The sequence below is a fragment of the Streptomyces sp. NPDC096311 genome, assembly GCF_044763085.1.
GTDB lineage: Bacteria > Actinomycetota > Actinomycetes > Streptomycetales > Streptomycetaceae > Streptomyces.
Window position 1 is genome coordinate 125746 of record NZ_JBIWFN010000001.1, and the last position, 24977, is coordinate 150722.

Here is a 24977-nt window from a genome sequence, read left to right on the forward strand (position 1 = left end):
AGGACAGAGGGGCTATTCGCCGATGACGACGCCGCACGCCTTGGCGTGCTGGCGGATGGCCGTGCGGGCGTGGGCAAGGTCGTCGAAGTCCAGGTCGGGCATGAGGGCGCGGGCGTAGTCGCGCATGGCGTCCTCGGGCGGTACGACGGCTCGTCCGTTCCAGCGCTGGGCGACCTCATCGAGGAACGGGTCGTCGGCGATGGGCAGGCCCAGGTGTGCGGCTGCGGTGCGGGCTGCTTGGGGTGTAGTGAGGTAGGTGTAGTCGCGGGCGCCCGGCTGTGGGGAGAGGACCTCGACGTCGACGGCGGAGAAGACGCCGGTCGTGGCGCCCTCGCTGATCAGAGCCAGGATGCGTTCCACGTTCTCGTCGAGGAGCTGGCGGGTCATGCCTATGTGTCCGACGACGAAGCCGGCGCGGATGAGCAGCCCGTGCTCGCGGGCGACCGTGATGGCGGTGGAGTTGAGCTGGTACAGGGTCTCGGCTTCGGCGAGGACATCGCGGCGGCGGCCGCCCAGGGGCTTGTTCATCGCTGCGAGCGACAGAGGCGCGCCCGCGTCCATGCCGATCATGATCTGGCGGACGCCGAGACCGGTGAGCAGCGCGGTCCGGCGCGGGTCAGCGATCCCGTCGGCCCGTCCGTAGCCGACGAGCACGGGCCGCTCCTCCTCTGCGAGGGCGGACCACCAGCCGGGCCGGGTGCCGTCCATCGCGGTGAGCAGCTTGGCGAACGTCATGGGCAGTTCGTCCGCGGTCAAGTAGAGGTAGTCGTATCCGGCGGCGAAGGCCGCCTCGAGGACGGCCCAGGCCTCGTGGGGGCCGACATGGTTGCGCCACAGCTGTCCGGCGTGGATGGAACAGAACGTGCAGGCGTCGTTGCCAGCGAATTTCACACAGCCGCGGCCGATTTCCACGGGGACGCCGGCGGTCACCTTCCGGCCGAGGAGTTCGTGCACGCGCGGCGCGATCCGGCCCTGGAAGTTCCCGGTGTACAGGGCCGTGTGCTGGAAGGCGCCGTCGACGTGGCCGTAGTCGAAGCCGGTGAAGACGGGCTCCCGCGAGGGCGGGGTCAGCCGCGGGCCTTCGCTGGTGCGATACACCAGCCCGGGCAGCTTCTCGGGCTCGATGGTCTCCCCGGCGCGCAGGGCGGCGATCAGGCGGGTGAAGGGGCCGACGACTTCGTTGCCGACGAATCCAAAGTCCAGACAGGAGGCGGCGGTCATGCACTCGGACCACAGGGAGCTGAAGTGGTCGTTGCCCGCGACGGTGGTGATGCGCGGGTCGGTGATCTTGGCGTGCTGAGCGATGAGGACCCCCGCCTCGAAGTTGGCGGTGAGCACGCCCACGCAGACCGCGAGGATGTGCTCGGCGTGGTCGGTGATGTAGGCGAGGACCTCGTCCACGGAGATGACCGTGCCGTCGATGTAGACGGGCGAGATCTGCGGGTTCTGCGCTAACGCGCTCACCAGGGACAGCGCCCCCAGGCACAGGAAGTCCGACCAGTCGCTGTGTTCCTCGGGGCGGGTCACGGTGAGCAGCCGGCCGTCGATGACGGTGTTGGAGTTGGGCGGGACGATGACCAGAACTTCAGTACGGGACATGCGGGTTCACCTTCCACAGGCGGTCGAACAGGGTCGGGCGGGGCGGTAAGGCGGAGTCAGGGCCGGTCCATCTGCGGCCACAGTTGCTGGAGTTCGCTGACGGGGCGCACAAGGGCGGTGTGCGTACGGGCAGGGTCTGCGGGCAGACGGCTGGCGCGCTGCCACCGGAAGCGGCGTAGCGACACGAGGACGGCCGCATACCGGGCGCAGTCCATGACGAGGCGCGGATCGAGGGCGTGGTCGCTGCCCGCTGCGTAGCCGCGCAGCAGACGTCGGGCGCGCGGCAGCGAGAATCCGTCAGGGCAGCACAGCCCCAGCAGCGCCATACCTACGTCCATCGCGGGGAAGTCCCGGGAGCCGTCTTCCCAGTCGATGAAGACCACATCCCGGCCGGGTTGCCCGGGCGGGACGATGATGTTGTCCGGGAACAGGTCGGCGTGGACCGCGACCATGGAAGCCGTCTGCCGGGTGACGTAGTCGGACTCGCGCAGCGTCGTACGGGCCCACCGGGCGAAGGCGTCGTCGGGCAACTCGGCCAGGACGGCGGCCTCGTCGGCGCGCAGACGCAGGTGCGGGGGCAGCGCGCAGTCCACGGGGGCGGCGAGGCGATGCACGCGGCCCAGGGCGGCGCCGGCCGCCTCGAGCAGATGCGGCGGCATGACGGTGTACTGACGGCCGTCGATGAAGTCAGCGACGATCACGGGATGCCCGGCCTGCACGCTCACCCAGCCGCCCGCCGTGAGCGGCCTCAGGCGCGGCACCGGGGCGCCCGCAGTACGCAGGTCGTCCAGAAACCGCGCGTAGTGCTCAGCCTCGTGCCGGGTCTTCTTACACAGGACGGTCACCACGACCGTCCCGCCAGGGGTCTCGGCCCGGTAGTGGAGGTTCTCCATGCCACCCGCGAGCGGACGGACTATCGATGGGTACAGACCGTAGCTCTCCAGGAGCGTGACCACGTCGGCGTCGGCCCGTGCCGCGTCGCTGGCGGGAGCGGTCACGGGCCCACCTCCGGCCGAGGATCGGGCTGGAAGGAGGCGATGATCTCGGACAGCGCGTGGTGAGACACCGCGACGCCGCGCAGGGCCCGGTCGAGGTTGTCCAGACAGATGCGGACCCGGGGCGGGCCGAAGGCGGCGCTCTGGCAGGTGAGCGTGCCGACCAGGCCACGGTCTTGTTCTTCAAGGACCCAGCGCTGGTCGATGCTGGTGGGAGCGTCGCGCGGACCAGGACGGTCCAGGTCGAGATCGCGGCAGTCCGCGTCGTCCAGCGTGAGGGAGCCGGTGCGCATCGCGTTGAGCGCGACGGTGACCTGATAAAGGGGTGTGCCGTCGGCGGCCGAGTGGCGGTTCAGGTCGGCCGTGACGTCCTGGATGGGCAGGGCCTGGTGCTCGAGGGCCTCGCGCACCGCGGCGTTCGCGGTGCCCACCAGCTCCGCTGCCGTCTGGCCGGGGTGAAGACCGAGCCGGATCACCGCGGTGTTCACGAAGTACCCGATCAGATGCTCGGCCTCCGGCCGGGCCCGGTTGGAGATCATCATGCCGATGCGGATGTCGGTGGCCGCGCTCTGGTGGTGCAGGACCAAGGCGAGCGCGGCCAGGAAGGGACCGGCCACAGGACCACGCTGATGACCGGTGCGCGCGCTGGCACGCAGAGCGTCGACCACGGCGCGAGGGACACGGACGGGCGCGACGTCGACACGACGCAGCCCGGTGTACGGGGCAGGGTTCCCGTCGGCGAAGGCGAGCCGCGACCGGGGCAGGGCCAGGCGCTGGCGCCAGTAGGCCAGGCCCGCCTCCGCAAAAGGGCTGCGGCGTTCGCGGTGCATGTCCCGGCTCAGGGCAGCGAAGCTGCGCTTCAGGGGCGGCAGTTGGGCGGGCCGACCAGAGCGGGCGGCGTTGTAGAGCGCCGACAGGTCGCGGTAGAGCACGCCGATCGACCAGCCGTCACTGACGAAGTGGTGGATCTGCAGCAGCAGGACGTGCCGCTCCGCGCCGAGCCGAACCAGGTGCGCACGGAACAGGGGGTCGGTGCGCGGGTCGACGTGCGGCGGGGTCTGGGCCGCGAGGACGTCCGGCGTCACCACCGTGCCGGCAGGCAGGGAACTGAGGGTGACCGTGTCGGGCAGGTGGGCGGCGACGAGCTGGACTGCAGTGCCGTTGGGTAGCCGGTGCAGACGGGTGCGCAGGGCGTGCTGTCGTTGAATCAGCGCCGAGACGGCGCACTGGAGGGCATCGTGGTCCAGCGGGCCGTCTATGCGGATAGCGGCGGTGTCGATCGGCCGGAGCCGGGTTTCCTCGCCGAGGGCGGGCCAGCCGCCGTCGGGACGGAGGAATTCGGCGTCGATGAGGCGTTCCTGGCCGGGGGAGAGCGGAGCCGTCTCCACGATCACGGGCGCCGGACCGGGCTGCTGCGGCGCGGGCGGGGCCGCGGGATGGGTCATTCCTGCGCCTGGGATCGAGTGGCGGGGATGCCTCCGAGGAGGGTGTGCAGGAGGACGAGCCGGTCACCGTCGGGCAGTAGCCAGCGCGCCGTGTCGAAGTCGATGCCGTGGACCGGGCAGAGGCCAAGTCCCGCCTCACGGGCTCGCTCGCACAGCAGCTGTCCCATGTAGCCGGCGTTCAGCAGAGCGAGCGGTTCGGCGTCGGCGCCGTACAGGGGCGCGGAGTCGGCGGGATCGGTGACCAGCCACAGGGTGAAGGCCGCGGTCTCGGCCAGGGGACGGTTGACGATGCCGAGATGGAGGGCGGCGGGATCCAGGTCGATGCCCGGTGCGTGGGGCACCAGGTCGTGTGCCTCGGGGTGGTAGGCGTACACCCCGCCCTCCAGGTCCTCCAGGCGTCCGGGCCGGATGTGGATGTAGAGGTGGACGCTGTACAGGCCGCCGGCGGAGGGGTACAGGAATCCGGTGCGGCCGGGAGCTTCGACGCGGCGCAGGCTGTCCAGCAGGTGGCCGAGGGACTGGGCGTTGACCGGCTGGTCTGTGAACTCGCGCGGGGTGAAACGCTGGTGGCGCACGGCCTGGCCGTGCGGGGGCGCGGCGGGAAGGATCCGTCGCGTGGGGGCGGCCGGGTAGGCGGGACGGGCGGCGCGGAAGGCGGCCCGCTCGTCGGGGCCGGTGAGCTGTGTGTACCCGCGCCACGGCGAGGCCGCGGGCGCGTGCCGGTCACCCGCTGGTGCCGGGGCGGCGGTGTCCTGGAGGAGCGTGCGCAGTGTGGGCGTGCGGTAGAACGCCGCGAGGTCTGGGCGGGGCAGGCCTTGTTGCTCCACGGTGTTGGCCAGGCGGATGACGTCGATGCTGGTCAGGCCCATGCTCAGTAGGTCCTCGTCGAGGCCTGCGGGCGCGGGCAGTAGAGCGGTGAGCGCGGCGTGCAGCAGACGAGTCCGGTCTCCGTCTCCGGCTTCGCGGGGGCCGGGTGTGCCTTGGGGAGGGACGAGGGGGAGGGCTTCACGGGTCAGGGCGGCCCGGTCGGTCTTGCCGGTGTCGGTCATGGGGAGCTCGACCCGCGGGGAGAGGGTGGCCGGCAGCATGTGGGCGGGCAGTCGCTGGGCGAGTTCGGCACGCAGTGCGGCCGGGGGTCGGCTGGTGACGACGAAGGCGTGCAGGCGCCGGTCGGTGCGTTCGCCGGTGACCACCACGGCGGCCTGCTCGACGCCGTCGAGCGCGCGCACTGCGGCTTCGACCTCGCGCACCTCTACGCGGTAGCCGCGGATTTTCACCTGGTCGTCACGGCGGCCGAGGAACTCGATGGTGCCGTCGGGTCGTAGCCGTCCCCAGTCGCCCGTCCGGTACAAGCGCCGGCCGGTGCGCCCGTCGAAGACGAAGGCGGCGTCGGTCTGTTCGGGGGCGTTCCAGTAGCCGAGGGCGGTGCCGTGGCCGCTGATGTGGATCTGCCCAGGTGTCCAGGAGGGGCAGGGCAGCAGGTCCTCGTCGAGGACTTCGACCTGCTGGCCGGTCATGGACCGGCCGTAGGGGATGCTGGCCCACTCGGGGGCGACGTCGCGGATCTCGTACAGGACGGACCAGATCGAGCCCTCGGTGGCGCCGCCGAGGCTTACCACCTGGCACCCGCCGGTGTGGTCGCGGAGCCGGTCGGGCAGGTCGAGCGGGATCCAGTCGCCGCTGAGCAGGCACAGCCGCACCGAGTGCAGGACCCCGTCGCGTGGGGGCACGCTCTCCAGCAGCACGCTGGCGAGGGTGGGGACGGAATTCCACACGGTGACCCGCTCGCGACGGACCAGATCGGTCCAGGCCGCCGGGTCGGCGCGCTGCTCGCGGGTGGGTACGACGAGCGTGGCGCCGGCGGCGAGAGCGCCGAACAGGTCGTAGACGGCCAGGTCGAAGGTGAACGGCGAAACGGCCAGCAGGACATCGTCGCTGTTCACGCTGAAGCGGCCGTTGATGTCGAGGACGGTGTTCAGTGCACCGCGGTGGGAGATCATCACGCCCTTGGGCCGGCCGGTCGAGCCGGAGGTGTAGATCACGTAGGCGAGATCGTCGGGCCGTCGCGGCGGCACCATCGTCCCCGCCGGCGGCGTGTCCTCGGTGTGGGCGGGCGGGGCATCGACGACGAGGGCATCCGCGTGGTCGGGCCAGGGGTGGCGGGCGGCCGCGGTGCGGTGGGTGAGCAGCAGGTTGGCGCCGGTCGCGGTGAGCAGCTCCGCGATCCGCTGTTCGGGCCAGGAGGCGTCCAGGGGGACGTACGCGTAGCCAGCCAGGAGCACACCGAGGGCCGCGACGGCCTGCTGCCAGCCCGGATCGCAGACCAGCGCGATCAGTTCGCCCTGCGGCCGGGCGGCCGTGATCCGGTCGGCGACGGCGCGGGCCAGGGAGTGGAGATCGGCGTAGGTGTAGTGCTGGCCGTCGCAGATGAGGGCGGTCCGCTCGGGCTGGGTACGGACCCGGTCCAGGAACGGCTCGTGCAGCAGCTGATCGCCGCCCAGGGCGGTGGGCGCCGTGGCCGGCGGGGCGGGAACGAGGAGGCGGGGGCGCTGCGGCGCGGTGGGGTCCTCCAGCAGGCAGCGCAGCACAGCGGCGTGGTCGTCGAGCATGTCGCGGACGAAATCGTCCGGCAGGGCTCCCTGGACGGAGTCGAGGTTGATGACCAGGCGGCCGGCGGCCTCGTAGGTCTGGTAGTCGAGCAGGACCTGCGGGGTCTGGCCGATGCCGTAGACGAGCTGGCCGGGCAGCGGTGCCGGCGGTGTGCCGGGCAGTTGGAGGTCGAGGGTGCTGGTGAACACGACCGGGGCGCCCGTCGCCGTCCCCGTCATGTCGCGCAGGTCGCGCAGGACCTCCACTCCGCTGTAGGTGGCGTGGTCGAGGTCGGTCCACAGTTGCCGTTGGAGGGCGCGCAGCCGGTCGGCGAACGTTGCGGCGGACAGGTCCACGCTGGTCAGGACGGTGGAGGTGAAGTCCCCGACGATGAGGTTGATCTGGGGGTGGATGGGGGGCCGGTTGTAGACGGTGACGTTGATCAGGAACTGGCGGCTGTTGGTGAAGCGGCGGAGCGTCTCGTTGAGGGCGGCCAGCAGCAGCGCGGACAGTGTGATGCCGTGGGCGGCGGCGACCGCGCGCAGCTGGGCGAGCTCGGAGGGGGAGTAGGTGATCTGTTCGCGCGTGAACCGGGCCGGGGCCTGGGCGTTCCGGTTGAGGACGGGCAGCGGCGGCGGGGCGGGCAGTGCGGTGAGTCGGCCGCGCCAGTAGTCCCCGTCGCGGTCGTAGCGGCTGCTGGCGGTGATGGCCTGCTGGTGGGCTAGGTAGGCGGCGAACGTCGTGTGGAGTTCGGGCAGTTCGGCGGTGGGCTGGTCGTAGAGGGTGCGGGCTTCGCGGTAGAGGATCTGCCAGCTCAGGGCGTCGCCGATGAGCAGGTCGAAGCTGAGGAACAAGCGGGTGGTTCGCTGGTCGGGCAGCAGGGCGGCCTCGATGGTGAACAGCGGCCACACGGTGGTGTCCCGGCGTGGGTGGGACAGCCGCTCACGCATGCGCTGAAGCTCACCGTCGGCGTCGGGCGACTGCCGTAGGTCCCGAGTGCGGATGGCGTACGGGGGTACCTCGGCCAGGGTGCGTTGCTGCCCGTCGGCTGTGATCACGGCGCGCAGCATGGGATGCCGCGCAATCAGCAGCCGCCAGACGGCGGTCAGCCGCTCCATGTCCAGGTCGTGGACGTCGGCTTCGGCGTAGAGGTGGGAGTCGAGGCCGCCGAGGTCGAAGTCGTCGCGGCGCCCGGCCCAGTACGCCTGCTGGATCCTGGTCAGGGCGAACGGTTGGTCGTCCTCTTCACTGATGGCGGGGAGGGCGGGCAGCGGCTGCGGCGGTCCGTCCGGTTCCTGCGCGATGAGCTGGAGGACGTGCCGCGCCAGGGTGGCCGGGGTGGGGGCCTCGAACAGGGTGGTGAGGGTGAGGTCGACGGCGAGGGCGCTGCGCAGGCTGGTGACCAGGCGCAGGGCGAGCAGGGAGTGGCCGCCGGCCTGGAGGAAGTCGGTGTCGGGGCCTGCCGGTTGACCCAGCAGCTCGCTGAAGTGTCCGGCGATGACGTCCACGAGGGGTTCACGTGCGCGCTCGTCGTCGCCGTGGCCGACACCAGCGGCTATGTGTGGCGGGCGCTCGGTGAAGCCGGTAAGGGTGCGCAGCGCGTCGGTGAGGGTGGCGATTGTGGCGTCGCTGGCCGGCGTGATGCGGGCCAGCAGCGTATGCAGCGCCTCGAGCGCGGCGTCCGCCTGGTCGTCGGGCACCTGGGTGCGGTCGTTGACCAGGCGCAGCCGCAGTCCGTCGGTCGGTTCGACGACCAGGGTCAGGGCCTGGCGGGTGCGGCCGCCCTGCGCGCGGATTGCGGCCGTCTCCAGCGTGAGCCGGCCCTCCTCGGCGCCGTCCGGCCCGCTGGCGGGAGGTTCGTAGGGGTAGTTGGCGATGGCGATGACGCTGTCGTACAGCGCCTGCCCCTCGGGCACGTTGGCCCAGGTATACAGCTCGGCGGTGGAGCAGGCGCTGTGCTGATCGGCGTGGGCGAGGTCGGCGTGAACGCGGCTGATCCACGCGCCGACGGGCTCGTTCGGGCCGGGCAGCGTGCGCAGGGGGACGGTCGTGGCCAGCGGGCCCGCGACACGCTCGGCGTCGGGGTAGGCGTGGGTGCGTCCGGAGACGGTCACGCCAACGGCGATGTCGTCTCGGTCGCGGTGGCGGGCGGCGATCAGGCTCCAGCACGCGACCAGGGCGGCCGCCACGGTGATGCCGTGTGCCTGCGTGAACAAGGTGAGGGCCTCGACACTTGGCCCGGTCAAGACGCGCACGTGCTGGCCGAAGCGGTCCTGCTCCGTCCCGGCCGCCGGTGGTTGGGGGGCAAGGGGCGCGAGCGGCGCGTAGCCGTCCAGCTTCTTGGTCCAGTGGGTCTGGGCGCTCTCGCGAGGCTGTTCCGCGAGCCACTCGGCGTACGCGCCGAAGGGCCGCAGACCGGGGGAGGGCGCCGCGCCTGTGTTGTAGCGGTGGAGGAGTTCGGGGACGAGCAGCAGGTGCGCCCAGCCGTCCAGGATGGCGTGGTGGTGGGTCCACACCAGCTGGTGTCGGGTGGGGCCGAGCCTGTGTACGGCCAGCCGGAGCAGCGGAGGCCGGTTGAAGTCGAAGGGCGTGACGAGATGGGCGCGGGTCAGCGCGGTCAGGGCTTCCCGTTGCTGGGGCGCGATCCTGGTGCTGCTGTCGAGGACCTCCACGGTCACCGACGCGTCCTCGAGCACCACTTGGCAGGGGTCGGTGGCAAGGTCCCAGGCGAAGCCGGTGCGCAGGATCTCGTGGTCGGTGACCAGAGCGTCCACCGCGTTCTGCAGCCGGGCGGGATCGAGCCGGCCCGTCAGCTCGAAGACCGTCTGTTCGGTGAATACGGCGGTGCCCGGGCTGGTCAGGGTTCCCAAGACGAAGCCCTGTTGCGCGGGTGTGGCGGGGTGGAGCGCGGCGATGGGAGCCCTCATGATCCCTCATTTCCGAAGGCAGCGGTGATCCGGTCGAGGTCGCTTTGCGGGAGAGTGCTGGGGCCAGGCGGCCCGGGGGCGATCGCGGCATGGCGGGCGAAGGCCTCGGTGAGGCGGTCGAGGGTGGCATCCGGCATCCAGCCGGGACACGCCCGCCACCGAACCTCGAACGCATCGGCCCGGGTGAAGCAGACGACCTCCAGCCCGAACAGCGACACGCCGGCCTCGGTGGGCCGTAGGTCCACCTCACTGCCCGGCGTCAGGTCGCCGAGGTAGTTCAGCGCGACCGGCGGCAGTGGCCCGGCCGGCGGGCCGGACGGGTGCAACTGGCTGTGCAGGGCGGTCGTCAGCGCCGGCGGGTCGGCAAGGACCGTCCGCTGCGCGTGAAGGGGATGGAAGGCGGTGAGCCAGCCGACGGTCGATGCCAGGTCATGTCCGGGCAGGTCGCGGCCGTGGAGTTCCACGCACACGCTGGTCGGGAGGTCGGGGCGGACCTCGGCCAACGCGGCGAGTAGGGCACCCGCCAGCCAGGCGACAGGCCACCGGGGCCCTCTCTGCCGAGTCTCGACGAATGCCTCCAACGCGCGCGGGCCCAGACGGCTGGCTGTCGTGCGCCGCGGCTCGGAAGTCCAGGTACCTGAGGCAAAGACGGGACCAGGGCGCGCGCCCGCCGCAGCCAGCCAGGCCAGGTAGCCGTCGTCGCGCAGGATGCCGGGCGGGGCGGGATGGGCGTAGGCGTGCCACAGCTCCTCGGTGAGGATCTGCAGGGACACCAGATCGGCGACGAGGTGATGGACGACCCAGGCGATGCGCGCGCGGCGCACTCCGTCCTGGATCAGGAGCAGACTGACGAGCGCTCCCGCCGGGCGGAGGCGTTGTCCTTCCTGGTCGAGGCGGACGCGCAGCAGCCTCTCCTGCTCGGCCGGCGTGCGTACGTCGTCGAGCCGAAGCACGCCGAGCGGGACGGGCGAGGGCGCCCGCAGACTCGCGGACCAGCCTGACTCGGTGCGGGTGAAGGCGGAACGCATCGCCGGGTGTGCCCGCACGACGACGGCGAGCGCGGCCTCCAGCCGGGCCGGATCGACCACAGTGTCCGGCGCGTCGTCCAGGTAGCGCAGCGTCCAGTGATCGGCGCCTGCGCGGGCAGTGAGGACGGCGGCCTGGCAGCCGGAGAGCGGAATCGCCCCCTGGGCGGCGGCTGCGCTGGTCTCCGCCGAGCCGGTCGCGGACGCGGCGTGGCAGGCGACCGTGATCTGAGCGAGCGTCCTCTGCTGAAGGACGTCGTGCACGGTGAGCGGCAGGCCTTCGCGCTGGGCCCGGCGCGCGAAGAGCACCGCCTTGAGGGAGTTGCCGCCATCCGCGAAGAAGTTCGCCGCCCCGCTTGCGGGCGGACGGCCCAGGACGTCCTTCCAGAGCCGGGCCAGCAGATCCGCCTCCGGATCGCCGCGGTCAAGCAGTTGGCCGTTCTCGGCCGCGGGGGTCAAGGCTTCAAGGGCTCGGCGGTCGATCTTCCCGCCGGGCTGCATTGGAATCTCGTGCAGGACCAGGTAGCGGTCGGGGCGCCCGTAAAAGGGCAGCTCGTCGGCCGCCAGGGCCTGGGCCCGCTCGACGACGGACGCGGCATCCGCGGACGGTGCAGCGACGAGAAAGGCGGCAAGGAGCGGCGAGTCGTCGTCCTGCGAGGGAGTGGCGAGGACGACGGCCTGCGCGATGTGCGGGTCGCGGGCGAGGGCGGCCTCGATCTCGCCGGGCTCGACGCGGTACCCGTGGATCTTCACCTGCTGGTCGATTCGTTTGAGCATCTCCAGCTGGCCGTCCGGGCGCCGACGGGCCAGATCACCGGTGCGGTAGGCGCGGGCGCCGCCGGACGTGATGAAGCGGGCGGTCGTCTCCTCCGGCCGCTGGTGATAGCCGTCGGTCACCTGGGCGCCGAGAACCACCAGCTCCCCGACGCAACCGGGCAGCACCAGGTCATCGCCGTGCGGTGTGCGCAATTCGATCAGGGTGTTCCACACGGGCTGTCCGATCGGCACGGGATCGGAAACCGCCTCGCCGAGGCGGACGGTGTAGGCGGTGCAGCCGACGGTTGCCTCGGTGGGCCCGTATTCGTTGGTCACCAAGAGGCCCGGGGCGTCCAACTCCTTCAACACCGGACCGGTCAACTGCTCGCCGCCGACGACGAGATGCCGCACGGAGCGTGCCAGCTGCTCGCCGGTCAGCAGCTGGGGCAGCAGGCGCAGCAGACCCGGGGTCACCTTCAATGGGCTGACGTCCCGTAGCCCGGCGAGCACCTGGCCCAGGGCGTGAAGGTTGTTGGACGGTACGAGCGTGACGCACTGCCCGGTCAGCAGCGGCAGGAACAGGCTGGTCACGGTCATATCAGCGGCGATGGAGGAGTGGACCACCGTGCCAGTGCCGCCCGGTGTGTCGTAGCGCTGGCCGGCCCAGCACAGATAGTTCATCAACGCGGCGTGCGTGACGGGCACACCCTTGGGGCGGCCGGTCGACCCCGACGTGTAGATCAGGTAGGCGGTCCCCGCTGTGCGGGAGCCGGAAGGAGCCGTGGCTGACTTCAACGAGGGGGGCGAATCCCGCAGGGTGCGGTCGATGTCCAGAGCGATCAGCCCCTCGACGTTCGCGAGGGCGGGCAGAGCGGCGGTGTCGGCGTCGGTCAGCAGCAGCCGGGGCGCAGCGTCGCGCAGCAAGGCGCGGATACGGCCCGGAGGGAGAGTCGGGTCGAGCGGGACGTAGTGGGCCCCGCACCGCCACACCGCCATCAGCGCGGTCAGCAGCCCCACTCGACGGCACATCAGGACACCAACCCGGTCGCCGATACCGACGCCAGCCGCTGCCAACTGGCCGGCCAGGGCGGTGCTGGCGGTCTGCAGTTGCCGGTAGCTCGCGGTGGTGCGGTCGTCGGCGGCCGCACACGCCTCGGGAGTACGGGCGGCCTGGGCGTCGAACGCGTCCAGCGCCGTCACGGCCGGCACCGGGTGTTCGGGGCCGGTGAGGCGGCTGTCGGAAACCGGCAGATGGGCGATGTCGGAGGTGACCTGGATCGAGGCCGAGGGCTGGGCCATCCGGGCGAGGAGCTGGCCGAGCCAGTCCGCGAGCCGGACGGCCACGTCCGGGCCTGCCACCGCCGTGTCCACGGCTACGTGCAGATCGAGGTCGTGTCCGCGCTGCAGGGACTGCACTTCGACGGCGATGCGGTCGAGCGGGGCGTCCACGACCTCGATCACCGCGTGTCCGCCCGGACCAAGGTCCAGGACTTCCGCAGCGGTGAGGTGGCGGAAGCCGACCGTGAAGGTCTCGTCCGCTCCCGAAGCGGCGAAGAAGTCCCCATAGCCAGCGACGCGGGTTACCAAGTCGGCGGTGTCCCGTACCAGGTCGGCCAGCAACTGATCGCGGGTCTCCGGTACGGCGGGGACCGGCACATAGCGGCCCAGCACGCCGATCGTGTGCGGGAGTTGGCTGGTTGGGCCAGAGACGAACAGGGCGAGCGACCCGTTTTCCTCGGGGGCTACTCGGGAGAGCAGCAGGCGCCATGCGCTCAGCACGACCCCCTCCAGACTGCCGCCTGCAGCGTCGGCCAGAACCCGCAGGCCGCCGAGGGTCGTTCCGTCCAGACGAAGCGGCACGCTCGAGCGGTGCTGCCCTGACGACGTCGGGCGCAGTGCCAGGGCGCGGGCGATGTCGCCAGCATCGAGGGGGAGGTGCTCCTGCCAGTAGGCGCGGCCGGGCAGTCCCCCGGGGTCGGTGAGCAGGTCGGCGAAGAAGGCCTCGACCGTCTCCGGGGCCGGATGAGAAGGGATCGCTTCGCCCGGGGCGCGGTACGCGGCGGCGATGGCCTGCGCGGTGCGCAGCAGACCCGTGCCGTCCACCACGCCCGCAGCCGGACGAAGTTCGAGGTACAGGCCGTCGGAACTGGCCGCGAGGCGGGCGAGCGGCACGGCATCGGGTCGGCCGGCCGCCGGCGTGGTGTGCTGGGCGGTGTGCACCTCCAGGCCGGGCCGGGAGGACTGAAGGCGTTGACGCAGTGAGGTGTGTGCGCCAAGGACCTGTTCGGTGGCCGAGCGCAGGCGTGTGGCGTCGACGTCCCCGCAGATGCGTAGACGCAGTAGGGCGGTGCCGAGCGCGGCGGCGCGCAGATGCTGGGGAGCGGTGGCCGGGCGGCGCGTGCCCTGAATCGACGGATGAATCTCCCATGCGGGGGCCGTGGAGTTGGGGGTATCAGACATCGGAAGCGGCCTCTCGTCCGGTCAGGGCTCGCAGCCGTGCTTGTACGAGTTGCTGGGCATCCGGGGCCGGTGGCCGCAGCACGGCGCGCAGGTGTTCCAGGTGCAGGCCCGGCAAGGTGCACACCGCTGTGACGACTAGGGGGTAGGCCTCGGTGATCCATTCGGCGCTCGCCGGCATCACGGCGTGGGCGTCGCTGCGGAGCAGGCCGCTCGCGCCGCCGGGGTGTTCCTGGAGGTCGAGCATCAGCGGGAAGGGCAGCGGCCACAGGTCCGGGTCGGCCCAGGCGCTCGCGCAGCCGGGCAGGTCAAGAGTGTGTTCCGGGGGCGGTTGGAGGGTGAAGAGATTGTCGAAGAGCCCTCCCACAGACGGCTGGCCTTGAGCGAGCAGCCCGTAGGGCACCTCGGCGTGGTTCAGCGCCTCGCCGCTGGCCGCAAGGGCGGCGGCGAGGTGGCTGCCGATGGTGGCGGACCAGTCGACCTGCAGCGGCACCGGCACCAGGTTGGCGAAGAACCCGACGGTCTCGGCGTACGCCGGATCGGTGCGGTTGGCCACCGGGACGCCGCTGACCACCGTTACGCTGCCGGCCGCGGCAGCCAGCAGCAGCTGGTAGGCGGCGAGGTAGAGGTGGAAGGGGGAGGTGGAGCGTGCCTGTGCCGTCGCACGGACCTGCCGCACCACGTCCAGCCCCAGGGCGAAGCGAAGGTGGCGCAGGTGGACGTTTTGGCCGCTCGCGGTGGACCACGGCTGGGCGGGAACGGCGCCTACCGTGGCCAGGACGTGGGCGATCCTGCGGTCGAACTCGCCCCGCCGGTGGCGGTCGGCCACCGTGCGGCTGTAGTCGGCAAACGGTGCCGACGCCAGGCAGGCGAGCGCGGGCGGATCAGCGTACGCGGCGCTCAGGTCGCGGTGGATCAGATCCATCGACCAGCCGTCGCAGGCGCTGTGGTGCACCATCACTAGCAGCAGGTGATCCTCCGCGTCCAGACGGACCACGGTTGCCCGGATCAGAGTGTCCTGCTCCAGATCGAAGGGAGCGGCGAAGAACTGCCGTGCCATCCGGCCGGCTTCCTCCTCGCGGCGCCCCTGCGACAGCCTGGCCAGGTCGACGACAGCGAGGTCGAAGCCGGCGGGCTGCAAAAGGCGCTGACGGAGAAGTCCGTCGTGTTCGGTCAACGCCGTGCGCAGTGCCTCATGGCGCTGGACGACGATCGTGAAGGCCTCGCGCAGCCGAGCCGTGTCGAGGGGGCCAGTGATGCGGTGCGCGGACGGGATGACCTGGGCATTGCCGCCATGACCGATCGCTTCGGCGGTCCAGATCCGCAGCTGTCCCGGAGACGCTGGCGCCGGAGTACCGTCGTCGGTCGCTCGGTGGAGGTCTTCGGCGGCGGACCCGGTTGGCGAGACCGGGTGCGCCAGACGGGAAGCCTCCCGAACGGTGGGCTGGCGCAGTAGGTCCGCGAGCGCCACATCAAGCCCCTCCTGGCGGAGGCGCGCGCAGATGACCGCCGCGGTGAGCGAGTCGCAGCCCAGCGCAAACAGATCGTCCACCACGCCAATGGGCCGTACGCCCAGAACGTCCTCCCACACGGCGGCGATGTGCCGTTCGGTCGCCGTCTCGGGGGCGATGTAGACAGTGGAAAGCTCCCGCTGCGTGGAAGGGAGATTGGCCGTGGCGGCGGCCTGCCGCGCCGGTGCGGCCGAGACGGGCCAGCGTACCTGCGAAGCTCGCGACTGCACGGGCGCCGGCCCGTCGGCCCGAATCTGCGTGGGGGCCTGCGGAGTGTCGATCAGCTGCCAGTCGAGCTTGGCAAGACCGCTCGAGTCCAGCAACACGTCCTCGCTCGGCGCATCCCCTGCGAAACCCGCGCGGGCAGCATGGACGAAGGCACGCGCGGGCACATTGCGCCCTCCGGTGACCGCCTCCAGCCGGACGCCGGCCAGTCCGGCAGCGACGGCCCGCTGCCCCAGCGCGCGGAGCAGGTACCACTCGACGTTGCGGCCCATGGCCCGGCAGCTGATGAAGAAGTCACCGACCAGCAGCACACCGTCCACGGCGGCGGCCGATGCGAAGCCGACCAAGCCATAGTCACCGAACCGGTCCCGGACCCGGACGGTCACGGTCACTTCGGGGCCGGTGATGAGCTGACGCACGCTGGCGGGTGTGTGGCGGCGCAGGCACACGTTGAACTGGGTCGTTCGGGCGGCCAGTTGAGCGATTCGGTCCGTGTCGCCGGCTGCGGCATCGGCGACATCGATCGCGAGGCCGAGTGCGCGCAGGTACCCGCTGCGGCTGGTGGACCGGGCCGCCACCGCTTTGCGCTCGGCATCCTGGGCGAACCCGCGGACACGGGTGCCGTCCTCCGCAGTGGTGGGAGCGTCCAGCGCCAGTTGCCAGGTGGCCTGCAAGGCCTCCACAAACCTCTGCGGGTCGTCCGGTAACTCCACGACGGTCAGACCGGGGTGGTGATGGGACACCTCCGCCCGCTCGGCCGGGCTGTCGTCGATGAACACCAGGCTCTCCACCGCAAAGCCGAGTTCGTCGGCGATCGTCGCGACCGCGTCGGACTTCGTCCCCCACGAGGCGTGGACACAGGCGAAGTCGTCCAGCGTCAACGGCATGTCCGGGTGCGCGGCAAACACGGCCTCCACGTCGGCGCGGTTGTTACGCGAGCACAGCGCGAGCATCCGCCCTGCCCGGGCCTGCTCGGACACGAACTCCTGCACCAGACGGAACGGGCCGGTGACGTCGACGTCCTCCGGTCCGACCTCGCCGCACACCCCGCCCCAGAGCGTGTTGTCCGCGTCCACGACCACAGCCTTGGCCACCGGGCGATCCCTCGCCGTCATCCGCCGGAGCACCGCCTCCGCCCACACCAGAGCCGAGCCGTCGGCCGGCGGCGCCGCCCACGTCAGACCGCGCGCCTCCGCCTCCCGCCGCACCTGCTCGACGTGCGTCTCCGGCATGCCCGGCGCCACCGTGACAACCACGGGCAGCGGGGACAGCTCCGCCCAGCGCTCCGCCGCCTCGACCTGCCGAACGACCCACGGTGCAGACCCCTGGAACCCGCGCTGCGGTCGCCACGCGTAAAGCATCACGATCTCCGAGCCGACGAACAGTTCGTCCTGCTCCACGAGGGTGTCGAAGCCATGCCCGGATAGCAGGGCGCGCAGCCTCCCCAACCGCCCGGTGATGTCATGGACCTCGACGACCACCTGGTCGATCAACGGCCAGTGCTCCAGGTCAATGCCCGCAAGGACATCCCCTTCGGCCCGCTCCGCATCCACCTTCAGCAGATGGATCCGATCGATCGCCCGGCCGCGGATCCAGTCCGACAGACGCAGCACCGGAACGGTCAGCCGCTGCCGATCCGAGAGCCGGCCATGGAGCTCCGGAGCGAGGGCATCCGCGACGTCCAGGGAGGGGAGAGACGTCGGCGGGAGGCCGTCCGCCCGGTGGCGGGCGTACCCGCGGGCGATCGCCTCGTCGACTACCGGATCCGGGTAGAGCCCGGACTGCAAAGACGACTGCGGGTAGTAGGTGAACGAGCCCTCACCCGCAGTGCACCCGAGCGCCGCCCGCTCCACCTCCGCCCGAATGCCATAGGCGCGCACGTTGGTCTCCAGCGCCTCGGCCGCGGCGGGAACAGGCTCGAACGCATGGATGCGCACATCCGCGGCCTGCGCGGCGGCGTACAGGGTGAACAGGCCGATGTTCGCACCGACATCCACCACCAGGTCGCCATCACGGATCTCGATGCCACCCCGCAGGTAACGGGAGCGCACGACGATCTCGTCGAACAGTTCCCGGGTCTCGTTCGAATGGAGATCGGCGATCGGGGTCCCGTCGGGGAGCTGCCCAGTCAGGCCGACGCCGTCGTCAGTACCCCACGCAGCCACCATGCGTCCCAGGCCCGTGGGGTCCCGCGCCACGACCACGAGGTTGGCGCCCCACGGCTGCAGCAGGCTCGTCGCCGGTCCACGGCCTTGGATGTCCTCCCGTTCTACGCGCCACACGGTGAGAGGCAGGCCGATCTCGCCGCCCCAGACACGCAACGAGTTCTCGAACTCCGCGAACCGGGCCGGGGCGACCACCTGGATCTCGAACGTGGCCTGACGAAAGCCCGACACCAGGTCCCCGAGCGTCGCGTCCGGATCCTCGCACGCGGCGTGTATCAACCTGCTCGCTTGGCTGGCGAGGGTTTCCAGGAGCGCCTCGTCGGCAATGTCCCGACGTGCGTCAAGCCACCACATCACTCCGTCGTCTGTCATCCGAGCGACACAGCGCAGTGGGAGGTCGACTGGGAGTTCTGACCCGATCGCAGCTTCGGGGGCGGCTAGAACGAAACCTGGAGTGGTACTGGTCTCGATCAACTGGCGTAGCTCATCGAGTGCGCCGCCAGCCGTCTCCGCGATGTCCCGACCTTCCCAGCTCCGCAGCAGATGGCCGAGAGTAGCTCGGGGGGCTATCCGGATTCTGGCGAGCTGCAGTGACCCCTGTCCCGAAGCAGCGAAAGCCACGGAAAGGGACTCCACCGAATTGAAGTTGAGCGACAGTACGGTTGCGAACACCGTCCTCAGGAACAGGGCCACGTCGGTCGTCGCCGGTGTGCGGTTGCCAGCGCCAGTGCGGAACGGCCGCGAATCTGTGGCGTTTGCGTGCTCGAGAATGCGCCGTACCGAATCAGGCGAACCGACAAAGTGCGGTCCGGACTCGGCTCGCGCAGGTGGCCCGCCCTGCTGAAGTACCTCAGCCGATTTGGCTGGAACGGGAATAGCGGGCGGCGCGGCGGTGGCGTCCTGGGGGTGATGCGTCAAACCGGTCACGAGGATTTCTCCCGTCGAAACGAGGGATGGCGAACCGTTGCGGGACCTGGTGCTGATAGGGCGGAGCTAGCGGAAGGTTGTCGTTCCTTTGCCGGGAGCTGCTTCGGCTGAGGTCCCGACCGCCGTCGGGCACGCACTAGATCGCTGGGGTGATCGAGTGTCGGGCAAGTGTGCGTGCAGTGAAAGAAGTTGGCGGTAGTCCCGCGGTAGTCCCGGCTGGTTCGTGGCTACGCTCAGCGCAGGCACGGCTGATTGGATGGCGACGTGGCCGAGAAGACGCACCCGCTGACGCAGGCTCGGATCGCGCGCGGGATGACAGGAGTTGATCTCGCCCGAGAAATCCGCGGCGCTGCCGATCGCCGGGGTCTGAGATCGGGCGTGGACAAACAGCGCATCCACAAGTGGGAGACGCAAGGTGTCACGCCCGACGCCGACTCCCAGAGCTACATCGCCGAGGTTCTCGAGGTCCCTGCGGGAGCGGTGGATCCGCGAGCGTGGCCGAATTGGCTGCCGGGAGTCGGCGGCATGGTGATCCCGCTCGATCAGAACAGCCCGGTCCCTGCCCTCCGAGAGGCATTGCGAACGACCATGGAACGCTCCTCCCGTCGTACCTTCCTGACCGCCATCTCCGGTAGTGCCCTGGTGACACTGGCCAGCTCGTGGGCGTCGACCGATACCTGGGCCCTGACGGCGGAGCCGGCGCAGGGCTCCAAAGCGATCGGGGAGGACCTGGTCGCTCTGCTCGAGGAGACCAGCGCACGATTGACCGTCCAGGCAACCGAGCAGCGTCAACACACTGCACCATTGGTTGACGCGCTCCTGACCACGGTCACGGACATTATTGAGGGCAGCCGGTACAACCGGCCGGTCAAACTGCGCCTCCACGCACTCGCCGCGAGTCTGAGCCAGACGGTGGGGTGGCATCGTTTCGACTACGGGTTGCACGCCGAGGCGAGCCAGTACTGGATCGCCGGACTGCACAGCGCCCGTGCCGGAGGCGACCGCGACATGGGCGCGGCTCTGCTCGGCGACCTCGCCTACCAAGCCTCCTGGCGGAATGATCCGCGCACGGCCGCCGGCATCCTCGAACGGGCCCTGTCCGGGACCCGGCACCCGGCTGCCCGGTCCCTGCTCCAGCTCCGGCTCGCACGGGCCCTGGCGGTACGAGGCGAGCGGCGAGCTACCTTGCGCGCCCTCACGGCAGCCGAACACCTTCTCGATGCCTCGTCCGGGGAGCCCGTGCCGACGTGGTGCGCGTGGATGTCCAGCGCCGATTTGGCCGTCGACTCGGGGCAGGCCCTGCTCGATCTGGGCGACACCCGCCGGGCCCATCAGCTCATCCGCGAGGGCCGGAAGTTGTTGCCGCCCAGCCGCGACAAGACCCGTGGCGTCTTCCGCGCCTACGAGGCCCGCAGTCACCTCGACCTGGGAGAGCCCGAACGCGCGGCCGCGGCCGCCCTGGAAGCGCTGCAGGTCGCCCAGCGCATCGGAGCCCCCCGGTGCGTCGAGCTGGTGCAAGGGCTCGTTCCTCGTTTCGAGGCCCACTCCAGCATCGAAGGAGTGCCTGAGCTCATGGACCTCGCAGCTGCGTGACACACACGATGGGCGGTCATGTCCTGCTGCGGCAATGGCTGGACAGCACCGAGGTTGAACGGTGTCTCGGAGCACGCCGACGGCCCGTGCGCGGCGTAAGGCGCGAGGGCGCGGTCGCCGCAGTCCGCAGGTGATCACGAGAGTTCCTGAAGGTGCTGGCGGACGCGGTCCTCATCGCGGCGGCTGACGGCCGAGTAGATGCCAGCGGCCTCTTCGTAGAGGCCGCGTGCCAGGCCCACGTGGCCGCCTTCTCGAAGGGTATGGCCGAGCAGTTCCCGGCTGTGGGCGCGCCAGCGCTCCGATCCCGCAGCGTCGCATTCGGCAACGGCCCGGCGCCCCTCCTCTTCGCCTTCGCCCGTAGCGCCGCCCGCGGCGTGGGCTCGGGCAAGCCACGCGAGCGCCCGGGCGGCGTCGAAGGCGTCCTGGATGTGGAGCAGCGTCGCACGGGCGGTGCTCAGGGTCTCGATCGCCTCGGCAGGGCGGTGGAGTTCGAGCTGGGCCTGGCCGAGGCAGACGTTGGTGATCGCCACAGCCCGCCTGTACGTGAGCCGGTCGGTCTCGGACTCGCTCGTGCGGCCGAGCTCGATGCGCCGCTGGCGGGCCTGGAGCAGGAAGTCCTCTGCCCTGGCCGGATGACCGCCGTGCAGGTTCACGGACCCGAGTTCGTGCAGGGCCTGGGCCTCGGCACGAAGGTCCTGTTCCTCGCGGGCGAGCCGCAGGACGGCCGCGAACGTCTGGGCGGCATCGTCGAACTTGCCGGCACCGCGCAGCCCGACCCCCCACGTGCTGAGCATCTCGACTTCGGCCTCACGGTCCCCGCAGCGGCGCGCGGCCTGAAGACCGAGTTCATGGCTCTCGGACCACAGCTCGTAATCGTGGGACGAGTGGAGCAGCGGCCAGATGGCGTGGGCCAGCTGCCAGGTGGCTCGGTCCAGGCCGGCGGCGGCCGCGGCACGCACCGCGCGCAGCAGGTTGTTCCGCTGTTCGTAGAGCCAGGCCAGAGCAGTGGCGTCATCCGCGAACACGATCAGTTCAGCGGGCGGGTAGACGTTGTCCCGGCGCAAGGGGCGGTGGGTGGGCGTGAGGATCTTCTCGGTGGCGCTCGCGTTCGCCAGGTAGAAGTCCAGGGACCGCTGCAGGAGCTCCTCCGGTTCCCCCAAGGTGGCCTCCAGCGCGGCCAGGACTCGGGCATGGGCTCGGGCAGTGTCGTGGAAGCGGTAGACGCGGCCGCGGGAAGCCGACTCCCGGTGGAGTTCGATGAGGTGCCGCTCGTGCAACTGTTCCAGGATGGTTTCCGCCTCCGAGCACGTCAGACTGCAGGCGGCGGCCGTGAGCGGAACGTCGAAGTCGACTGTGAACACGCTCGCCATGCGCCGGTAGACGGCCGGGGCAGGGGTGCTGAGCGGAAGTGACCAGTACGACTGGTCGAGGGCGTGGTTCACGGCCGCCTCCTGACGGGCGATGGGGGGATGCGATGGATCTGCTGGGACCCTGCTCGGGGCGCCGGAGACCAGTTCGGCGAAGGGCCGGTCCGGATCTGCCGCGAGGTGGGCCACCGTCAGGGCGAGCGCCATGGGTGAGCCGGCGGCGCGGCGAGTGATCTGTTCGGCGGCACCGGCTTCACGGGCTACGCGGTGCTGGCCCAGGCAGCGGGTGAGGTATTGCCGCGCGGCTACGTCGTCGAAGGGATCCAGCCGGTGCGGTACGGCGCCGTCGGGGGCCAGTTCGGCCAGGCGCTCTCGGCTGGTCACGACGACCAGGTGGCCCCTCCTGCCGGGGAGGAGAGCCCGGACCTGGGCGGCGTTGCGGGCGTTGTCGAGGAGGACGATCGCGGGCCGGTCCGGCTGTGTGGCGGTCACCGACCGCCACCAGGCGGCCAGCTCCTCCACGGAGGCGGGCTGCGCACCGGGGCGCAGAGAACGCAGGAACCGGGCGAGGACCTCGCTGGTATGGGCCGGGCCCTCGGGGGCGTAGCCGCGCAGATCCGCGTAGAGCTGACCACCGCCGTACGCGGTCGACACTTGGTGGAGCAGCCGGTTCGCCAGCGTGGTCTTGCCGATGCCGCCGGGCCCGCTGATCACCACTGTGCGCACGGCGTAGTCGGGCAGCTCCCCGATCTGAGTGATCAGAGCGGCGAGGTCGGACTCCCGGTCGGTGAACGTGGCGGGCACCGGCAGCAGTTGCCGCGGGACTGGCGGTGCGGACGGCGATGCCTCGTGGAAATGGACACCGCCGTTGATACTGCTGGCCTGGATGCTCGGACCGTAGAGCGTGCTGTCCGCGAGCCTGTTGTCGGTGACCGGACCCGGCGCGGGCAGCACGTACGGCAGCGGTGCGCTGTCGCCCCCTGCAGGGCGGGCCGCGGTCACAGGTCACCCACCAGGGCTCGCCGACGCCCGGTGTCAGCCTGGCGGTGCAGGGCGTTGCGCACCAGGTCCGTGACCCCGCCGCCGCCCGGGGGCGCCGTGACGCAGGACAGGGCGAGCCGGGCGACGAGTTCGCAGGAGCGGGCCAGCCCGGCCATGTCGGCCGTGGATGCGCCGGGAACGGCCAGGACGGTCACCGCGCGGTCGCGGACCAGGGCCACGAAGTCGGCAGGGGAGGGCAGCGGGCCTTCGGCGCGGCGCTGCACGGGCGACGCGGAGGACGAGGGCACGGCCGCGAGCGTCGGCGCGGGCAGCCCCTCGCTCCACCAGCCGGTGAGCATGGCGTGAACGAGTGGGTTGCGCCATGCCGACGACACCGTCCACTCGCCGACCGCGGCCAGCCGCTCGCTGGCGTCGCCCTGCGTGGCGAGGGCGCGGTCGACGCCCGCGAGATAGGCGTCAACTTCCCGGCGGACCAAGGCTCGCGCGAGCCCCCACTTGCTGCCGAACTCGTTGTACAGCGACTGCCGTGACACCCCGGCCACAGCGGCCACCTCCACCATGGGCACGGCGGACCACGGACGGCGTGCTAGCGCCGTGTAAGCGGCGCTCAGCAGGGACTCCCGCACACCCGCCTGCCCCATCGCCCCGTGCACGGGGCCGGCCATCCGGGTGGAGCGCCCGGCCACGGGCTCGGGGCCCGCAGCCGACGACCGGGCTGGACCGTCGGCGCAGAAACGAGGGGGTACAGTGCCGGTTCCGGTTTCCGGGAGCCGGCGGGCGGCGGCCGCGCGGAGCGTGCCGCTCCTGCGTGACGTCGTTTCCATCATCCTCGGGGGCCCTCTCCGTGAAGGCCGGCGACGTCTGCGGCAGAGGGGCGTGTCAGCAGCCGCGCCAGGCCGGCCGACAGATCGCGGACCCGCTCGGCGTCGGCCGGGCGCATCACCGCATACAGCTGCTCGGCCTGCTGGTAGTAGCCGCGGGCCGTGGCCGTATCGCCCTTGTCGTGGTGCGCGGCACCGAGCAGTTCGAGCGCGCGGGCCCGCCATCGGGTGCTGCCAGCGTCGGCGAGCGAGGCAAGGCCCGTCGTCATCTCACGGATGCCGCCCTCGACGTCTCCGGTACGGACACAGGCGTGTCCTTGGAGGACGAGCGCGCGGGCGGCGTCGAAGGAATCGTCGACCTCCAGCAGGTCGGCGCGTGCCTCGGCGAACGCGTCCATCGCGCGGCGGGGGTCGTCGGCGAGGTCGATCTCACCCAGCACGATGTTCGCCAGGGCGACCCCTCGCGGGTAGCCGCAGGACCGCCACAGGGCGATCGCCCGAGTCAGGAACGGGCGGGCCTGCTCCGGCATGCCGGCGTCGTGGTGACACGAACCCAGGCCAAGCAGCGCCTGGCCCTCGTCCCGAAGATCACCCGCATCGCGCGCCGCGTCACAGACCTCGCCGTACCACCGCAAGGCATCCTTCATCCGCCCCGCCGCGTTCAGGCCGATCGCCCCGGACAGGAGCATCTGCCGTACGGCCGACTCGTTGCCGACGCAGCGCGCGGCGGCGAGGCCGATCTCGTGGGCGGCCGACCACAGTTCGTAGGGGTGCCGGCGAAGGAACCATGGCCAGAAACTGTCGACGAGCTGCCACACCAGCTCGTCCCAGCCGGCCGCCTCCGCCGCGCGCAGCAGCGCCAGGAAGTTGCCCTCGTGCGACTCCAGCCAGGCCAGGGCGCCGGCGTCGTCGTCGAAGGGCGCCGGAACGGCCGGCGGCTCGGTCATCGTCGACAGCCGGAGGATCGCCTGGGCCGTGGTGAGACGGACCTGCGCCTGCGTGGAGATCGTCAGGACCCAGTCACAGAGCCGGCGCAGCACGAGGACGCGGTCGTGCTCCAGATCGTGCTGCAGGGCCAGCGAACGGGCGTGGTCACGGGCGACGGAGACCAGGCGGTAGCGGACGCGGCCCTCGTGCTCCTCGAGCGGTTCCAGGAGCTGCTCGTCGGCCAGGACCTCCAGCTCCTACTCCGCCCGCCCCCACGGCAGCTCGGTGATCGCGGCGGTCATGTCCGCGTTGATCTCGCAGACCGGAAGCAATCCAAGCGAGCGGTAGATGTACCGGGCGTCCTCCTCCAGGTTCTGGTACATCTCGTCGAGTGCAGTGGTGGTGATCATCTGGGCAGGGTCCTCAGGGTGCGTGTGGGTGAGGTCAGCCCTGGTGGCCAGGGCATCGACGGCGGCCGCGGCGGAGTGGTGCGGGCGGGAGGCCCCGCGCGCGCCAGCCAGGACCAACGGCAGCGGAAGCCTGCAGCCTGCTTCGATCAGGAGGACCGCCTCGTCAGCCGCTGCGGCAATCCGGTCGTGGCGCGGGAGGCGGGCTAGGAGCTGGGAGCTAGGCCGCAGCGAGCGAG

Annotated in this window: 12 protein-coding genes; 2 read left to right on the forward strand and 10 right to left on the reverse strand. The window is 71.2% G+C overall.

Annotated elements, in window-relative coordinates:
* Positions 1-12: 12 nt before the first annotated feature.
* The 6 genes from ACIRA5_RS00555 to ACIRA5_RS00580 are packed head-to-tail and all read right to left on the reverse strand — an operon-like array spanning position 13 to position 18621.
* On the reverse strand, positions 13-1599 hold the full coding sequence (locus ACIRA5_RS00555; protein ID WP_403685941.1) for a B12-binding domain-containing radical SAM protein: 1587 nt from the start codon (positions 1597-1599) through the stop codon (positions 13-15).
* Positions 1600-1655: 56 nt separating this feature from the next.
* Positions 1656-2597 carry a phosphotransferase gene (locus ACIRA5_RS00560; protein ID WP_403685942.1) on the reverse strand — a complete coding sequence of 314 codons (942 nt, stop codon included), beginning with the start codon at positions 2595-2597 and terminating at the stop codon, positions 1656-1658.
* Positions 2594-4039, reverse strand: a complete 1446-nt coding sequence (locus tag ACIRA5_RS00565; protein WP_403685944.1) for a condensation domain-containing protein — start codon at positions 4037-4039, stop codon at positions 2594-2596. The genes ACIRA5_RS00560 and ACIRA5_RS00565 overlap by 4 nt, the downstream gene beginning before the upstream one ends.
* Positions 4036-9555 carry an amino acid adenylation domain-containing protein gene (locus tag ACIRA5_RS00570; RefSeq protein ID WP_403685946.1) on the reverse strand — a complete coding sequence of 1840 codons (5520 nt, stop codon included), beginning with the start codon at positions 9553-9555 and terminating at the stop codon, positions 4036-4038. Before ACIRA5_RS00570 ends, ACIRA5_RS00565 begins: the two co-directional genes overlap by 4 nt.
* Positions 9552-13796, reverse strand: a complete 4245-nt coding sequence (locus ACIRA5_RS00575) for an amino acid adenylation domain-containing protein (RefSeq protein ID WP_403685947.1) — start codon at positions 13794-13796, stop codon at positions 9552-9554. The genes ACIRA5_RS00570 and ACIRA5_RS00575 overlap by 4 nt, the downstream gene beginning before the upstream one ends.
* Complete coding sequence (locus tag ACIRA5_RS00580) at positions 13789-18621, reverse strand: FkbM family methyltransferase (protein ID WP_403685949.1); 4833 nt, start codon at positions 18619-18621, stop codon at positions 13789-13791. Before ACIRA5_RS00580 ends, ACIRA5_RS00575 begins: the two co-directional genes overlap by 8 nt.
* Before the next feature lie 588 nt (positions 18622-19209).
* On the opposite strand from ACIRA5_RS00580, the gene ACIRA5_RS00585 reads away from it, so the two are divergent.
* A complete protein-coding gene (locus ACIRA5_RS00585) occupies positions 19210-20214 on the forward strand; it encodes an XRE family transcriptional regulator (protein WP_403685950.1) in 1005 nt (334 codons plus the stop codon).
* 134 nt (positions 20215-20348) lie between these two features.
* On the opposite strand, the gene ACIRA5_RS00590 is transcribed toward ACIRA5_RS00585, so the two are convergent.
* The 4 genes from ACIRA5_RS00590 to ACIRA5_RS00605 all read right to left on the reverse strand — a co-directional run bounded on the left by ACIRA5_RS00590 (position 20349) and on the right by ACIRA5_RS00605 (position 24741).
* Complete coding sequence (locus ACIRA5_RS00590) at positions 20349-22583, reverse strand: AAA family ATPase (protein ID WP_403685952.1); 2235 nt, start codon at positions 22581-22583, stop codon at positions 20349-20351.
* Positions 22580-23248, reverse strand: coding sequence for a TetR/AcrR family transcriptional regulator (locus tag ACIRA5_RS00595; protein ID WP_403685953.1), 669 nt, complete (start codon positions 23246-23248; stop codon positions 22580-22582). Before ACIRA5_RS00595 ends, ACIRA5_RS00590 begins: the two co-directional genes overlap by 4 nt.
* Before the next feature lie 158 nt (positions 23249-23406).
* Positions 23407-24444: a tetratricopeptide repeat protein gene (locus tag ACIRA5_RS00600; protein ID WP_403685954.1), complete on the reverse strand. Its 1038-nt coding sequence runs from the start codon at positions 24442-24444 to the stop codon at positions 23407-23409.
* A 144-nt stretch (positions 24445-24588) separates the two neighbouring features.
* Positions 24589-24741 (reverse strand): hypothetical protein, encoded by a 153-nt coding sequence (locus ACIRA5_RS00605; RefSeq protein WP_403685955.1) that lies wholly within the window; start codon positions 24739-24741, stop codon positions 24589-24591.
* A gap of 18 nt (positions 24742-24759) precedes the next feature.
* Between ACIRA5_RS00605 and ACIRA5_RS00610 the strand changes: the two genes are divergently transcribed.
* Positions 24760-24948 (forward strand): hypothetical protein, encoded by a 189-nt coding sequence (locus ACIRA5_RS00610; RefSeq protein ID WP_403685956.1) that lies wholly within the window; start codon positions 24760-24762, stop codon positions 24946-24948.
* Positions 24949-24977 lie beyond the last annotated feature (29 nt).